Genomic DNA, 15,232 nt, shown 5'->3' on the forward strand with positions numbered 1-15,232 from the left:
TAACACTACTCCGGAGGCGTATGTTTCCCCGCGCCGGAGACCCTGTTCAAATGTCTTATGTTTCGCGCGCCATGGCAACCCACGTGGGGCACGAAGACGCTTAGCGGTGGGTCTCGACACGGCTCTCGTGTGCGCAACCTTGGGTGGTCTCGGGGGCGAGCGTCGCCAGCGCGTCGTAATGGGTAAGGTAGATCTGCCCGGTTAGTTGGGTGATCAGGTCCGAGCGCGTCAGGCGGTCCATCACCGGGCCTTTAACCTCGGACAGGTGCAATCGCACGCCCGCGTCGTTGAGCTGGTCGTTCACCTCTTCCAGCGCCTCAAGCGCGGACATGTCGATATGGTTGATCGCGGGGCAATTCAGCACGACATGCTTGATGGACTCGTCGCTCGCGATCCGGTCGTAGATCATCTCCTCGACGAAGCGGGCATTCGGGAACCACAGGCTCTCGTCGATGCGCAGGCTGAGGATGCCCGGCGCGCAGTTCACCCGGTGGCGCCGGATATTGCGGAAATGCTCGGTGCCGGGAACCTGGCCCAATTCGGCCACATGCGGGCGCGAGCTTTGCCACAACCGCAGCGCGATCGAGAGGATGACACCGAAGGCGATGCCGTCCTCGACGCCCCAGATCAGGGTGACGAGCACCGTCAGCGCCATGCCGACACCTTCGCGGGGGGCGTATTTGAACGTGCGCTTGAGCGCCTTGATGTCGACCAGCGTCAGCACCGAGACGAAGATCGTGGCCGCGAGCGTCGCTTGCGGCAGGTAATAGAGGGCCGGGGTCAGGGTGAAGGTCGCGAGCGCCACCCCGATCGCGGTGAAGGCGCCAGCGGCGGGCGTCGTAGCGCCGGCCTCGAAGCTGACGACAGAGCGCGCGAACCCCCCGGTAATCGGAAAGGATCCAGAGATCGCGGAGCCGATGGAGGCGCCGCCGAGGGCTATGAATTCTTGGTCCGGATCGATGCGCTGGCGTTTCTTAGCGGCCAATGTCTGGGCGACCGAGATCGTCTCGACATAGCCGATGATCGCGATCAGGAGCGCCGGGACGAAGAGTTCTTTCCAGAGCGCGAGATCGGCGGGCGGCAGGCTCGGGGTCGGGAAGCCGAGCGGCACGGTGCCGACGACGCGGACCCCGCGCCCCTCGAGCCCGAACAGCCAGGTGATCAGGATCGTCGCGGCGACTGCGTAAACCGGCGCGGCGCGGGTGAGGATGGCCGCAAGCCGCTCGGACAGCCCAGCCTTTAGCAGGCGCGGCTTAAGCCCACGTCGCGCCCAGAACAGGAAGACCAGCGACAGGATCGAGATGACGACCGTGTAGGGATTGGTCTGGCCGAGATGCGCCCAGAGTCCGCCGAGAATATCGAGAATCCCGCCGCTCTCTGCCGGAATGCCGAAGAAATGCTTCATCTGGCCCGCGGCGATCAGGATACCGACAGCCGATGTGAAGCCCGACAGCACCGGGTGGCTGAGGAAGGCGGTGATGAAGCCCATGCGCAGGAAGCCCATCACCACCAGCATCACGCCCGAGAGAAACGCCAGCGCCACTGCGGCGGCGATATATTCGGGCGTACCCTGCGCCGCCACCCTGCCGACCGCGGCGGCCGTCATCAGCGAGATCACCGCGACCGGGCCGACGGCCAGCGGGCGCGAGGTGCCGAAGACTGCGTAGATCAGCAGCGGCAGTACCGAAGCGTAGAGCCCGTATTCCGGCGGCATCCCGGCCAGCAGAGAATAGGCCAGCGACTGCGGGATCAGCATGATCGTGACGATCACCGCCGCGATCAGATCGGCCTCGAAGGTCGGGCGATCGTAGTCGCGCCCCCAGCTTAGGATCGGCAGGTAGCGTTTGAGCATTGGCACGTCGCGAAAGGGCTGGATCAGGCCTGATCGCGGCGGCTGGCGTAATACTGCATCACCGGCACCAGCGTGGAATGGTCATAGCCCGCTTCGGCGGCGGTCGCGACGATCTTGTCGATTTCCATCTCGCCCGCCTGGCTGACGCCCCACAGATGCGACGAGCGCGTGCCCGAACGGCAATAGCCCAAGGCGGGTTTCTCTGCCGCGTCCATGATCGTCGCGAAATTGTCGACCAGTTCGAGGCTCAGTTCGCCGGGATAGTAGGGCAGGTAGTAAGGCGTGAGGCCATGCGTCGAGCAAAGCGCGGCGATCGCGTCCGAGCGCTGATCTGCGTCCTCGATCTCCTCGTCGGGACGATTGATGATCAGCGTGCGAAAGCCCATCTCGGCAAGCTTCGGCACGTCTTCGGGTTCGATCTGCGGGGCGACGGAGAACTCGTCGGAAAGTTTGCGCAATTCCATGATCTGTCCTGTTATCCTGCCTTCTAGGTGGAGATGGGCGGGGTTTCCCGCCCTCTCGGTTTATCGTCTCAGAGCCCGTTGACCGGCACTTTGAGGTAGGTCTTGCCGTCCTCGTCCTTCGGAGGCATCTGGCCCGCGCGCATGTTTACCTGAAGCGACGGGATGATGAGCTTCGGCATCGCCAGAGTCGCATCGCGCTCGGTGCGCATCTTGACGAATTCGGCCTCGGACTTGCCGCCGCCGATATGGATGTTGCGGGCCTTTTCCTCGGCCACGCTCGTCTCCCACGCAAATTCGTCGCGGCCCGGTGCCTTGTAGTCGTGGCCCACGAAAATGCGGGTCTCGTCGGGCAGCGACAAGATTTTCTGGATCGAGGCGTAGAGCGTCTCCGCCGAGCCGCCGGGGAAGTCGCAGCGCGCGGTGCCGAAATCGGGCATGAAGAGCGTATCGCCCACGAAGGCCGCATCGCCGATGACGTAGGTAAGGCAAGCGGGCGTATGGCCCGGCGTGTGCAGAACGCGACCCTCCAGCGCGCCGACGCTGAAAGTGTCGCCTTCCTTGAAGAGCCTGTCGAACTGCGAACCGTCGCGCTGGAATTCGGTGCCTTCGTTGAAGATCTTGCCGAAGGTGTCCTGCACGACCTGAATGCGGTCGCCGATGCCGATCTTGCCGCCGACGCGCTCCTGAATGTAGGGCGCGGCGGAAAGGTGGTCGGCATGGACGTGGCTCTCGAGGATCCACTCCACCTCAAGCCCGTTCTCCTTCACATAGGCGATCACCTCGTCGGCGGATTTGGTATCCGTCCGGCCCGAGGAATAGTCGAAATCGAGCACGCTATCGACAACGGCGCAGGCTTTGCTGCCGGGATCTTTCACCACATAGGAGACGGTGAAAGTCGCGGTGTCGAAAAAAGCTTTGACGTCCGGTTTGATCATGGCGGCCTCCGTTAACCTGCCCAGCATATGTAGCCGAGTCCGATCTTATGAAATTGCGGCACTCTGTCCCAGCCCTTCCGTGATCTCGGGCGGTAAGGGGTGCGAGAGATCGGGGAGCACCCACTCCGCGCTCGAGAAATCGCCGCCATCGGTATAGGCCGAGGGCGTCACGACCACGCGCAGCCCGGCCGCTTGTGCAGAGCGCAGGCCCACCTCGCTATCCTCGAAGGCGATGCAGGCCTCGGGCGGCAGATGCAGCCGGTTCAGCGCGAGTTCGAACACGTCGGGCGCGGGTTTCTTGGCGGCGACCTCGTCGCCTGCCGCGATCGCATCGAACAGGTGATCGGGGTCGGCACCCAGCTGCGCGCGGATCAGCGCATCGACATTGGGACGGTTCGTCGTCGTGGCGATGGCGAGCTTCATCCCGGCGGCACGCGCATTTGCGATCAGCCGCGCTACGCCCGGGCGCAGCGGGACCTGCCCGCCGGTGATGATCTCGACATAGCGGCGGGTCTTGATCTCGTGCAGCATGGCGATCTCGTCGTCGGTCGGTCCGAAGCCCATGACCTCGCGGTGGCGCGCCATGCGCTCCTTGCCGCCGGCGGTTTTCAGCAGTTCGCGATAGGTCTCCTGCGACCAGTTCCAGTCCACTCGCCGTGCGGCAAAGGTCTCGTTGAATGCACGGCGATGGGCTTCTTCGGTTTCGGCCAGCGTTCCGTCGACGTCGAAGATCAGCGCGCTTACCATTTCCAGCCCTCCACCAGACCGGGCAGCATCGCCCAATCGGAGAAGGCGACGTCATGGGGCACGTCGGTCAAGGGCGTCTTGCGATAGCCCTCGGAATAGATCGCGAACGGGACCTGCGCATTCGCCGCCGTTTCCGCATCGACCTCGCTGTCGCCGACATAGATCATCTGTCCGCCGCCCAGGGCCCGATGGCAATGATGCAGCATTTCCGGCTCGGGCTTGCGGGTGGGCATGGAGTCCCCGCCCAGCGTCAGCTCGAAATAGTCCCATAAACCGACATGGCGCAGCGCGGCTTCAGCTGGGCGGACCGGTTTGTTCGTGCAGACCGCCATCCGGCAGCCCATCTCCGTGAGCCGGTCAAGCGCGGCGATCACGTTGGGGTAGGGCACGTTGCCCTCCACATCGGTCTCGTAGCGCGCGACGAGGGCGTGCTCCACCCGATTGAAGAGCGGCCCGTCCGGGTCTTCGCCCGAGGTGATCAGCAACTGGCGCACGAGGTTGGGCACGCCCTTGCCGACGAAGCTTCGGACCGTCGGAAGCGAGAGCGGCTCGAAGCCCATATCGGTCAGAACGGCGTTCGAAACGGCATGGATCGCGGGCACGGAATCGATCAGCGTTCCGTCGAGATCGAAGATGACGGAAGGCGCGTCGCTCATGCCGATTTCCATTTGATGGAGCAGCCCATCGACGGAATCTGGTCGCGCGGGCCTTCGCCGGTCTCGGCGACCAACATCATGCCTTCGTAGAGTTCTCGCTTGGCGTCGACCGCGGCGGCCTGCTTGGTCGAGGCATCGAGACGGCCGCGATATTGCAGCCCGTCCTCGGCGTTGAAACCGAAGAAGTCCGGGGTGCAGGCGGCCCCGTATGCCTTCGCGACCGCCTGAGTTTCGTCATAGAGATAGGGGAAGGGGAAGCCCTTCTCCTCGGCCAGCTTGGCCATGTTCTCGAAGCTGTCCTGCGGATATTCGTCGACATCGTTGGCCGAGATCGCAACGACGCCGATCCCCGCCTTCTGCAACTCCGCCGTATCGCGCAGGATGCGGTCGAGGATTGACTGGACATAGGGGCAATGGTTGCAAATGAACATCACGAGCGTGCCCTTGGGACCACGGATGTCGTCAAAGCTGTATTGCTTGCCATCGGTGCCGGGCAGGGTGAAGCCCGGAGCCTTCCAGCCGAAATCGCAGACGGGGGGAGTGACAGCCATGCGGCCTCCTATTCGAATTCCATTTCCTCGTAGACGACGCCCGCGTTTTTCGTCGCCAGTTCCTCGAACGTGTCGAGGTTTTTGTAGGGGCTCTGATCCACGTAGTAGGCCTCGGCCAGATCGCCACCATTGTCGAGATGTTCGGCGATCTTTCCGCGCAGATATTTCAGGTAGCCCGTCGTGCCGCGCGTGACCTTCTCGAGATTGGTCGGATGGCCATGGCCGGGGATGATGAAGGCAGGCTCCAGCGGCGCGAATTTGGTCTCGAAGGTCTCGATCCAGCAGCTCGTGCAGGTGCCCGAGAAGATCGGCGGCATCCTTTCCGAAAAGGCGATATCGCCCGCGATCATGAATTTCTGTTCCGGCAGCCAGACCTGCGTGTCGCCGGGGCTGTGCGCGGGGCCCAGATGCATCACTTCGATGGTCATGTCGCCCATCTCGATGACGCGCTTGTCCTCGAAAGTCTCGGTGGGCAGCTTCGGATCGGTACCTTCGGCGGTTTCCTTACCGTAGCTCTTGAGCGCCTCGAAGGCGCCGCCGGCGTCATGTTCGAACTCGGCCGCCGCATCGACATGGGCGAGCACCGGCACGCCCTGTTCGATCCAGTAATTGTTGCCGAGCATCGAATGGCCCTGACCGTTCTCGTTGATCACCAGCTTCACCGGCTGATCGGTGACCGCCTTGATCTCGTCATGCAGCGCCTTGGCGAGTTGATAGGACGCGCCGGAATTCACCACGACCACGCCATCGCCGGTGACGATGAAGCTGAGATTGTTGTTATGACCCGAATTCTCATAGGTCGGCGGCGCGGTAGCCCCGATCGCGGTCCAGACGCCGGGGATCACCTCGTAGGGCTTAGAGTAGAGAACCGAACCGGGATACATATCCGGCACGTCTTCAGAGGCGAGTACGGGGCTCACATGAAGAAGCCCAGCCAAGACGCTGGTCAAAAGGAGTTTTTTCACCCTCAGACCTCCGGCACGTAGCGATAGGCGTCGCCGTCGCGCTCGACCCGGCCCAGGCCGCCTTCGGGCAGGTGATAGCCGATGATCGGCAGCTTGTCGGTCGCCAGCTGATCGAGCAACGCGACACGCGTCTCCGCGCCCAGATCGGGGTTTTGGTCGGAGCCTGCCGCCATGCCCGGCGCGGCGAAGGCGAGGTAGTGGTTCACGATCGCATCGCCGATGATGAAGGCCTGCGTCTCGCCGTTCTTGACGTGGAAGGACATGTGACCGGGCGTGTGGCCGGGCGTCATCTGCGCCATGATGCCGGGGAGGATTTCCTCGCCATCTCCAAAGGTTGCAATCTGGTCTTCAAGGATCTGGAGGCGACGCAGCGCGCCTGCCGCGAAGGTCTTGCGGCCCTGATCGATCGTGTCGAGCGTCTCCGGGTTGAGCCAATATTCGAATTCGTCCTTGCCCATCATGTGCTCGGCGTTGGCGAAGAACGGCTCGTCGAAATCGTCGAGCACGCCCCAGAGGTGATCCGGGTGGCCATGGGTGAAGACGACATGGGTCACGTCCTCGGGGGCGACTTCGAGCGCGTCCATCGCCTCCATCAGCTTACCCGCAGACGGCATGAAGTCATTGCCCGACCCCACGTCGAACAGCACGGTGTTGGTGCCGTCGCGATAGAGCGTGACGTTGCAGGGCGGTTCGACCGAGTCTCCGGTGATGCCGTAGCTCTCGAGGATCGGCTTGGCCTCCGGATTGTCGGTCACAAAGCCGATCGGCAGCACGAGATTGCCATCGGACAGCGTGTCGAGCCGGGCCGAACCCATCTCGAGGGTCTGGGCGGCGAAGCTGAGCCGGGGAAGGGCTGTCATGGCGCCCATGGCCAGCCCTCCGCGCAGAATGGTGCGTCGCGTGAATGTCATGCCAGTCCTCCCTAGCTGGTATTCAATTCCACGAATATGAACGAGAGGCAGCGGCAGGGCAAGCGGTCAGATCACGAGATCGCGACCGATCTCCTTGCAGCTTGGCAGTTTCTCACTGCGCGGCTTTGAGAGCACCCTCCGCCGCTTCGCGGATCGCGCGCATATTCTGGCCATACGCCTCCGGCCTATCGACCGAGCCGCCCTTGAAGACGGCGGAGCCCGCGACGAAGCAATCCGCACCAGCCTCGACCAGCGGGCCGACCGTGGTCGGATCGACGCCGCCATCCACCTGAATGTGAATCTCCCGATCGCCAATCATTTCGCGCACTTGGCGGACCTTGTTTATGCTGGAGGGGATGAATTTCTGGCCGCCGAAACCGGGATTAACGCTCATCACGAGAACCATATCGACGAGGTCTAGCAGTTCCGAGATCACGTTGGCGGGCGTGCCGGGGTTCAGCGAGATGCCGCATTTCACGCCCTGCGCCTTGATCGCCTGCAGCGTGCGGTGCGGGTGCGGGCCGGCCTCCCAATGCGCCACGATCATGTCGGCACCCGCTTCGGCATAGGCCTCGATGTAAGGGTCGACCGGCGCGATCATCAGGTGGACGTCCATGAAGGTCTTCACATGCGGGCGGAACGCTTTCACGGCGGGTGGGCCGAAGGTGAGGTTCGGCACGAAATGCCCGTCCATCACGTCGACATGGACCCAATCGGCCCCCTGATCTTCGATGGCGCGGATCTCGGCGCCGAAATTTGCGAAATCGGCCGACAGGATCGAGGGCGCGATCTTGATGGAACGGTCAAAGCTCATGGGGGCCTCCTTGGCGGCTCATTTCGTCAGTTGCGCGAACAGGGTCGGCAGTTTCTCGGGCAGGCGCTCGACCTGATCGATCACGGTGTAATTGTTGGCCCCGAAGATGCGCGACACATAGGCATCGGCTTCGGGGTCCAGCGTCAGACAATAGCTGTTAATGCCGATCTGCTGGAGTTCCGCAACCGCCTTCTTGGCATCCATGCGCAGATATTGCGGGTCGCGCTCGTCGATATCGGCCGGTTCGCCATCGGTGACGATCAGCAACAGTTTATGGGCTTCCGGGCGCAGCGACAAATGATGGGCGGCATGGCGCATCGCGGCCCCCATCCGGGTCGAGAGCCCGCCCTTCATGCCCGCAAGGCGGCCTTTGACCTCGGAATCGAGCTTCTGCTCGAAATCCTTGAAGCGCTGATATTGCACGTCGTGGCGGCCATCCGAGGAGAAGCCGTGGATCGCGAACGGGTCGCCGATCCCTTCGATCGCCGAGGCCACCAGCGCCGAGGCTTCGCGCGTCAGCTCCAGCACGGTCTTGTCCGAGCCGCGCACGGTCTCGTTGGTGCTTTCCGACAGGTCGAGCAGGATGCAGACCGCCAGATCGCGCCGGTTGATGACGTTGCGCATGGTGATCCGCATGTCGGGCTGCATGCCGATGCGCTGCATCACCATCGCATCGACGGCGGCGTTGATATCCAGCTCGTCGCCATCCTCCAGCCGCCGCTGGCGCGAGATGCCCTGCGGGCGCAGCCGGTCCACGATCTGCTTGATGCGGTGACGGATGCCGCGATGCGCGGTCAGGATCGTGTCGATCTCGTCCGGGTCGCCCATCGGCGGGCGGTGTTCGTAGACAGTCGACCACGACGGGCGCATCAACTGCACCTTGTAATCCCATTCGCCGTAATGAAACGGGTCGGAGATCGGGGCCTTGCCCTCCATCTCGTTATAGCTGACGCCCTCATCCTCGTAGGGGAACAGCTCTGACGACAGCACCCAGACCTCCTGCGCATCGTCGCCCGCGGTCTCGACATCCACCTCGTTGACGAATTCCATCAGGCCCACGCGCTTGCGCACCTGACCCTGCGCGGGCTGATAGGCGTTCTGGTTCGACCAGTCGTAATCCGAGAGCGACCAGATGAAGCGGTTGTCGTCGCGATACGGAATTTTCAGAGATTCGAGAATGCGAAGGGACGGCACCGCGCGGCGCTGCGCCAGCAGGTTGTAAAGTTCGACGCCCAGCGACCAGGAGAACATCGTCTCACGCGCATTGTCCGCGATCTCGCCGTGGAAGGTCTCGACGAGATTGTCGATTTCCAGATCGCCGGTGCGGGTGCCGGGCGTGTTGAGCGCGCGGGCGACCTTTTCCAGCAGATACATCGTCTCGTGCTCGTAAGCGCCGGGTGGCGTGTCCGGCATCAGCCGGTCGAACATCGCGCGCAGCCCCGGAAAGGCCCGCGTCGCGCAATATTCGACGCGGGCATCCTCGATCATGCCGATCAGGAAAATCTGCGCCGGATTGAGCGCTTCCTGCCCGAGCCCGTGATCGGAATAGACGATATGGGCCGCCATATGGGCGCACATCGCGCGGTAGAGATCGAGGCCGGAGGCGCCGTTGAACCCGTCCACCGCATCGGGCAGATGCAGCGCGCCCTCCTCGATGAAGGGGCGGAAGCCTTCGAAGTCGGCGGCAGAGGGACGCAGGAAGAAATCGCGGGCCCAGAAGGCGCGGAGGTAGAAGTTCAATCGGCGCTGGCTGTCGATGAAGAGCGTTCCGCGGCGTTCCTGTTTCAGGACTGCGCGGCTGTCTTCAGAGACAAGCCCGAAGTAATCCGCCTGTTTCGGCAGGTCGCGCCGATAGGCCTCGGCGCCGAAATCCACCCAGCGGCGCAGACCCGACAGCGTGAGTTTCGCCAGCAGTTCTTCGAGCACGCCGAACATCGGACGCAGTCCCCTTGGCGCACGGGCTGCCAGCCGGTGCAGCAGCGCCAGATAGCCGCGCAGCAGTTCCGGATCGCCGAAGCGGTTGGCGGCGCCGGGCAGCGTGTCGAGCATCAGCCCCAGGATTTCGCCCGACACCATCGAGGCCAGCTTCAGCACCGCGCCCACCACGTCCCGAATGACGTCCTCACCGCATTCCTTGGCGACCTGCGGCATCTCGTCGAGATAGGAGATCAGCAGGCGGGGGCCCTTGCCGAGCGAGGTCATGGCCTTCGCACCGTCCATGTAATCCTTCAGCCCGGCGGGCGACATCATCCGCGCCGCCTCGTGGAAGAGCCCGTCGAGGGTCTCCTCCAGCTCCGGCGCGGATTTGATCAGATCGGCGGCGTAATCGTCGAGATCGACCTTCATCGGACGCGCTCCTTACGCCACCTTCGAAGTATCGGTGATCTCGGGGAAGAAGGTCTGGACGGCCGCCTGCAACGTGTCGCGCATATCCGCGTCATCGGTCAGCGGCTCCACCAGCGCCATCTGGCAGGCGGCAGGCGCGGGGATGTCCTGCGAGATCAACTGGCCTGCATAGACCAGAAGGCGCGTCGACATGCCCTCATCGAGCCCGTGGCCCTTGAGATTGCGCGAGCGTTGGGCGACCTGCACGAGCTTTTCGGCGGTCTTGAGGTCAATCCCGGCCTCGTGGCTGACGATCTCGGCCTCGGTCGCGGCCTGGGGGTAGTCGAAGCTCATCGCGCCGAAACGCTGCTTGGTCGATTGCTTGAGGTCCTTCATCATCGACTGGTAGCCGGGGTTATACGAGATCACGACCTGAAAATCGGGATGCGCGTCGACTAGCTCGCCCTTCTTCTCCAGCGGCAGCTGGCGGCGGTGATCGGTCAGCGGGTGGATGACGACGGTGGTGTCCTGACGGGCCTCGACGACCTCGTCGAGATAGCAGATCGCGCCGATCCGCGCGGCAACGGTCAGCGGGCCGTCCTGCCATTTCGTGCCGTTGATATCGAGGAGGAACCGCCCGATCAGGTCGGACGCGGTCATGTCCTCGTTACAGGCCACGGTGATCAACGGGCGCTGCAACTTCCACGCCATATATTCGACGAAACGCGACTTGCCGCAGCCCGTGGGGCCCTTGAGCATCACCGGCATCCGCACGTCATAGGCGGCGGCGTATTGTTCGATCTCGTTGCCGACAGGCCGGTAGTAGGGCTCGGTCTTCACGCGGAACTGGTCTGGGTCGATATCGCTCATGGGTGGCTCTCCGTCGCGCTGGAAAATCCGGAAAAATGGGGCAGGGCGGGCCGCCGCGATCGGCAGCCCGCCCCGGTATCAGATCACGCAGAGGCCGACATGTCGGCGCGGTGCACCACCATCGAGGTGCCCTGCGTCTGCTTGAAGTTGTCGTAGCCCACGAGGCGAACATGGTTGCCCGGGTTGGCCTTCTTGCACATCTCGATCTCGCGAAAGATCGCATCGACATCGGTTTCCCCGAACATCGGCAGCTTCCACATGTACCAGAAGTTCGAGCGCATATTCTCGGGCTCGGTATGCTCGATGGCCGGGTTCCAGCCCTTTGAGACGATGTATTCCACCTGCTTGCGCAGCTCGTCATCGCTGAGCTGGGGCAGATAGGAGAAGGTGCCCATCTTGCGGCTGTTCGGGTCCGAGATGCGGGAGCCGTAATCTTGCATTTCACTCATGGTGTCAGTCCTTTCTCAGGCGTTGGTGGGAGGGGCGCGCCTTAGCGGTGCGCCACATCCAGCTTGTCCACGGTGTCGAACTCGAACTTGATCTCTTTCCACGTCTCCATGGCGATCTTGAGTTCGGGCGAGTGCTTGGCGGCCGAGGTCATGATGTCTTTCGACTCCTTCTCGAGATCGCGGCCCTCGTTGCGTGCCTTGACGCAGGCCTCGACCGCGACGCGGTTGGCCGCTGCGCCCGCGGCGTTGCCCCAGGGGTGGCCCAGCGTGCCGCCGCCGAACTGAAGGCAGCTGTCATCGCCGAAGATGTTGACCAGCGCGGGCATGTGCCAGACGTGGATGCCGCCCGAAGCCACCGGGAGCACGCCCGGCATCTGCCCCCAGTCCTGATCGAAGAAGATGCCCCGCGAACGGTCTTCCTTGACGTATTTGTCGCGCATCAGGTCGATCCAGCCCAGCGTCGCCTCGCGGTCGCCTTCGAGCTTGCCGACGACGGTGCCCGAGTGCAGGTGGTCGCCGCCCAGAAGGCGCAGCATCTTCGCGAGAACGCGGAAGTTGATGCCGTGCTTGGGGTGGCGGTCGATCACGCCATGCATCGCGCGGTGCACGTGCAGCAGCATGCCGTTATCGCGGCACCAGCGGCTCAGCGAGGCCTGCGCGGCCCAGCCCATCGTCAGGTAGTCCGACATGATGATCGGCGAGCCGATCTCCTTGGCGAACTCGGCGCGCTTGTACATCTCTTCGATGTTCGGCGCGGTGACGTTCAGGTAGTGGCCCTTGCGCTCGCCGGTTTCGCGCTCGGCCTTGTCGATCGCTTCCTGACAGAACTCGAAACGGTCGCGCCAGCGCATGAAGGGCTGCGAGTTGATGTTCTCGTCATCCTTGGTGAAGTCGAGACCGCCACGCAGCGCCTCGTAGACCGCGCGGCCGTAGTTCTTTGCCGAGAGACCCAGCTTCGGCTTGATCGTGCACCCCAGGAAGGGACGGCCGTATTTGTCGAGCTTGTCGCGCTCGACCTGAATGCCGTGGGGCGGGCCGTCACAGGTCGTCACGAACCACAGCGGGAAGCGCACGTCTTCCAGACGCAGGGCCCGCACGGCCTTGAAGCCGAAGACGTTGCCCACGAGCGAGGTGAAGACGTTGACGACCGAGCCCTCTTCGAACAGACCCATCGGGTAAGCGATGAAAGCGTAGTAGCTCTCGTCATCTCCCGGCACGTCCTCGATCGCGTAGGCACGACCCTTGTAGTAGTCGAGATCGGTCAGCAGGTCGGTCCAGACGGTGGTCCAGGTGCCGGTCGAGCTTTCTGCGGCGACGGCGGCTGCGGCTTCCTCTCGCGGGACGCCGGGCTGCGGCGTGATCTTGAAGACGGCGAGCACGTCGCTGTCCTTGGGGGTGTAGTTCGGCTCCCAATAGGTTTCACGGTATTCCTTGACGCCGGCGCTGTATTTACCGGGATTTGCATGCTGGTTCATCGGGGTCTCCTTGTCTCCCTAAATCCGATAACTGCGGCCCCGGGCGCTCGACTGCCGGGATCGCGGGTGTGTCAGGCGGCCTTGGCCGCGGAAATCACCGGGTCGAGCGATCCCTCGGCATAGCGCTTGGCCATGTCGTCGAGGTCGATCACCTTGATCTTGCTGGCATTCCCGGCGGTGCCGAAGCGCTGGAAGCGGTCGAGGCAGAGCTTCTCCATCTCTTCCATCGCGGGGATCATGAATTTGCGCGGGTCGAATTCCGTCGGCTTGCTTTGCGCGACCTTGCGGAACTGAGCCGTCAGGGCCATTCGGTTGTCGGTGTCGATATTCACCTTGCGCACGCCCGACTTGATGCCGCGCTCGATCTCTTCGACCGGCACGCCGTAGGTCTGGGGCATCTCGCCGCCGGACTCGTTGATCAGGTCCTGCAGATATTGCGGCACGCTGGACGAGCCGTGCATGACCAGATGGACGTTCGGAATCTTCGCATGGATCTTCTCGATCTGGCTGATCGCGAGGATGTCGCCCGTGGGCTTGCGCGAGAATTTGTAGGCGCCGTGGCTGGTGCCGCAGGCGATCGCCAGCGCATCGACCTTGGTGAGCTTGACGAAATCCAGCGCCTCGTCGGGATCGGTCAGCAGCTGATCGTGGCTGAGTTTGCCAACCGCGCCCGAGCCGTCTTCCTCCGCTGCTTCTCCAGTCTCGAGATTGCCGAGCACGCCCAGTTCGCCCTCGACCGAAGCGCCCACCCAATGAGCCATATCGGCCACGCGCTTGGTGATGCTGACATTGTAGTCCCAATCGGCGGGGGTCTTCATGTCCTCTTTCAGCGAGCCGTCCATCATCACCGAGGTGAAGCCGTGGCGGATCGCGGTGAGGCAGGTGGCCTCGTTATTGCCGTGGTCCTGATGCATGCACAGCGGGATATCGGGATACATCTCCGACAGCGCCTGGATCATGTGGCGCAGCATGATGTCACCGGCATAGCTGCGCGCACCGCGCGAGGCCTGCATGATGACGGGCGCGTCGCATTTCGCCGCCGCCTTCATGATGGCGATACCCTGTTCCATGTTGTTGATGTTGAACGCCGGCACGCCGTAGCCGTATTCCGCGGCGTGATCGAGCAATTGTCTGAGCGTAATCAGTGCCATATCAGGTGTTCCTTACGTTGTGGGCCTTACGTTGCGGGCCTAACCGGTCGCGCCGCGGTCAGAGGAGCTTTCCCATCGCGACGGCGGTGTCGGCCATGCGGTTGGAGAAGCCCCATTCGTTGTCGTACCAGCTGAGGATGCGCACCATCCGGCCATCCATCACCTTGGTCTGATCCATGTGGAAGACCGAGGAGTGAGGATCGTGGTTGAAGTCGCTGGAAACATTGGGTTTGTCGGTATAGCCGAGGATGCCTTTCATCGGACCATCGGCGGCTGTGCGGATAGCCGCGTTGACCTCTTCCACAGTGGTCTCTTTCGCGGCCTCGAAGACCAGATCGACGACCGAGACATTCGGCGTCGGCACGCGGATCGCGACTCCGTCCAGCTTGCCGTTGAGCTCCGGCAGCACCAGACCCACGGCCTTCGCAGCCCCGGTCGAGGTCGGGATCATCGACAGCGCGGCGGCGCGGGCGCGATACATGTCGGAATGCATCGTATCGAGCGTCGGCTGGTCGCCGGTATAGCTGTGGATCGTCGTCATGAAGCCTTTCGAGATGCCGATTGCGTCGTTGAGCGCCTTGGCGACCGGCGAAAGGCAGTTCGTCGTGCAGGACGCGTTCGACACGACCAGATCGTCCTTGGTCAGCGCACCGTGGTTCACGCCGTAAACGATGGTCTTGTCAGCACCGGCCGCCGGGGCCGAGACGAGCACGCGCTTCGAGCCGTTCTCCAGGTGGAAGGCAGCTTTCTCCCGCGCGGTGAAGATGCCCGTGCATTCCATCGCGATATCGACATCACCCCAGGGCAGCTCCTTCGGGTCGCGGATCGCGGTGACCTTGATCTTGCCGCGGCCTGCGTCGATCCAGTCCTCGCCGGTGGTGACCTCCTGCGGGAAGCGGCCGTGGACGCTGTCGAATTGCAGCAGATGGGCGTTGGTTTCGACCGGGCCCAGATCGTTGATCGCAATCACCTCGATATCGGTGCGACCCGACTCGATGATCCCGCGCAGCACGTTGCGGCCGATACGTCCAAACCCGTTGATGGCAACTTTAACCGTCATTCTCGTC

General features: G+C 63.2%; 15 protein-coding genes. All 15 read right to left on the reverse strand.

The window, feature by feature from the left end; all coding sequences use genetic code 11:
• Positions 1-100: 100 nt before the first annotated feature.
• Entirely contained in the window at positions 101-1,852 is a 1,752-nt protein-coding gene (sulP, locus tag B6V75_RS02380) for a sulfate permease (protein ID WP_075774824.1), read from the reverse strand.
• 23 nt (positions 1,853-1,875) lie between these two features.
• Positions 1,876-2,316 (reverse strand): TIGR01244 family sulfur transferase, encoded by a 441-nt coding sequence (locus B6V75_RS02385; RefSeq protein ID WP_088718594.1) that lies wholly within the window; start codon positions 2,314-2,316, stop codon positions 1,876-1,878.
• Positions 2,317-2,384: 68 nt separating this feature from the next.
• Entirely contained in the window at positions 2,385-3,248 is an 864-nt protein-coding gene (locus B6V75_RS02390; protein ID WP_166504549.1) for an MBL fold metallo-hydrolase, read from the reverse strand.
• A gap of 48 nt (positions 3,249-3,296) precedes the next feature.
• Positions 3,297-3,998, reverse strand: a complete 702-nt coding sequence (locus B6V75_RS02395) for an HAD family hydrolase (RefSeq protein ID WP_088718596.1) — start codon at positions 3,996-3,998, stop codon at positions 3,297-3,299.
• The gene (locus B6V75_RS02400; protein WP_088718597.1) at positions 3,992-4,654 is read right to left on the reverse strand and encodes a phosphoglycolate phosphatase; all 663 of its coding nucleotides are present in this window, start codon (positions 4,652-4,654) and stop codon (positions 3,992-3,994) included. Before B6V75_RS02400 ends, B6V75_RS02395 begins: the two co-directional genes overlap by 7 nt.
• On the reverse strand, positions 4,651-5,205 hold the full coding sequence (locus tag B6V75_RS02405; protein WP_088718598.1) for a thioredoxin family protein: 555 nt from the start codon (positions 5,203-5,205) through the stop codon (positions 4,651-4,653). Before B6V75_RS02405 ends, B6V75_RS02400 begins: the two co-directional genes overlap by 4 nt.
• Positions 5,206-5,213: 8 nt before the next feature.
• Positions 5,214-6,089 carry an MBL fold metallo-hydrolase gene (locus tag B6V75_RS02410; protein ID WP_077701221.1) on the reverse strand — a complete coding sequence of 292 codons (876 nt, stop codon included), beginning with the start codon at positions 6,087-6,089 and terminating at the stop codon, positions 5,214-5,216.
• Between the two features lie 83 nt (positions 6,090-6,172).
• The gene (locus tag B6V75_RS02415; protein WP_088718599.1) at positions 6,173-7,081 is read right to left on the reverse strand and encodes an MBL fold metallo-hydrolase; all 909 of its coding nucleotides are present in this window, start codon (positions 7,079-7,081) and stop codon (positions 6,173-6,175) included.
• Between the two features lie 112 nt (positions 7,082-7,193).
• On the reverse strand, positions 7,194-7,895 hold the full coding sequence (gene rpe / locus B6V75_RS02420; RefSeq protein WP_088718600.1) for a ribulose-phosphate 3-epimerase: 702 nt from the start codon (positions 7,893-7,895) through the stop codon (positions 7,194-7,196).
• Between the two features lie 18 nt (positions 7,896-7,913).
• Positions 7,914-10,241, reverse strand: a complete 2,328-nt coding sequence (locus tag B6V75_RS02425) for a VWA domain-containing protein (RefSeq protein ID WP_088718601.1) — start codon at positions 10,239-10,241, stop codon at positions 7,914-7,916.
• 12 nt (positions 10,242-10,253) lie between these two features.
• Positions 10,254-11,090: a CbbQ/NirQ/NorQ/GpvN family protein gene (locus B6V75_RS02430; protein ID WP_088718602.1), complete on the reverse strand. Its 837-nt coding sequence runs from the start codon at positions 11,088-11,090 to the stop codon at positions 10,254-10,256.
• A gap of 83 nt (positions 11,091-11,173) precedes the next feature.
• Entirely contained in the window at positions 11,174-11,539 is a 366-nt protein-coding gene (locus tag B6V75_RS02435; RefSeq protein ID WP_075774814.1) for a ribulose bisphosphate carboxylase small subunit, read from the reverse strand.
• A 41-nt stretch (positions 11,540-11,580) separates the two neighbouring features.
• Positions 11,581-13,014, reverse strand: coding sequence for a form I ribulose bisphosphate carboxylase large subunit (locus B6V75_RS02440; RefSeq protein ID WP_075774813.1), 1,434 nt, complete (start codon positions 13,012-13,014; stop codon positions 11,581-11,583).
• A gap of 71 nt (positions 13,015-13,085) precedes the next feature.
• Positions 13,086-14,165: a class II fructose-bisphosphate aldolase gene (fba, locus tag B6V75_RS02445; protein ID WP_088718603.1), complete on the reverse strand. Its 1,080-nt coding sequence runs from the start codon at positions 14,163-14,165 to the stop codon at positions 13,086-13,088.
• A gap of 58 nt (positions 14,166-14,223) precedes the next feature.
• A complete protein-coding gene (gap, locus tag B6V75_RS02450) occupies positions 14,224-15,225 on the reverse strand; it encodes a type I glyceraldehyde-3-phosphate dehydrogenase (RefSeq protein ID WP_088718604.1) in 1,002 nt (333 codons plus the stop codon).
• Positions 15,226-15,232 lie beyond the last annotated feature (7 nt).

The sequence above is a fragment of the Thioclava sp. F1Mire-8 genome (assembly GCF_002213165.1).
GTDB classification, from domain to species: Bacteria; Pseudomonadota; Alphaproteobacteria; order Rhodobacterales; family Rhodobacteraceae; genus Thioclava; species Thioclava nitratireducens.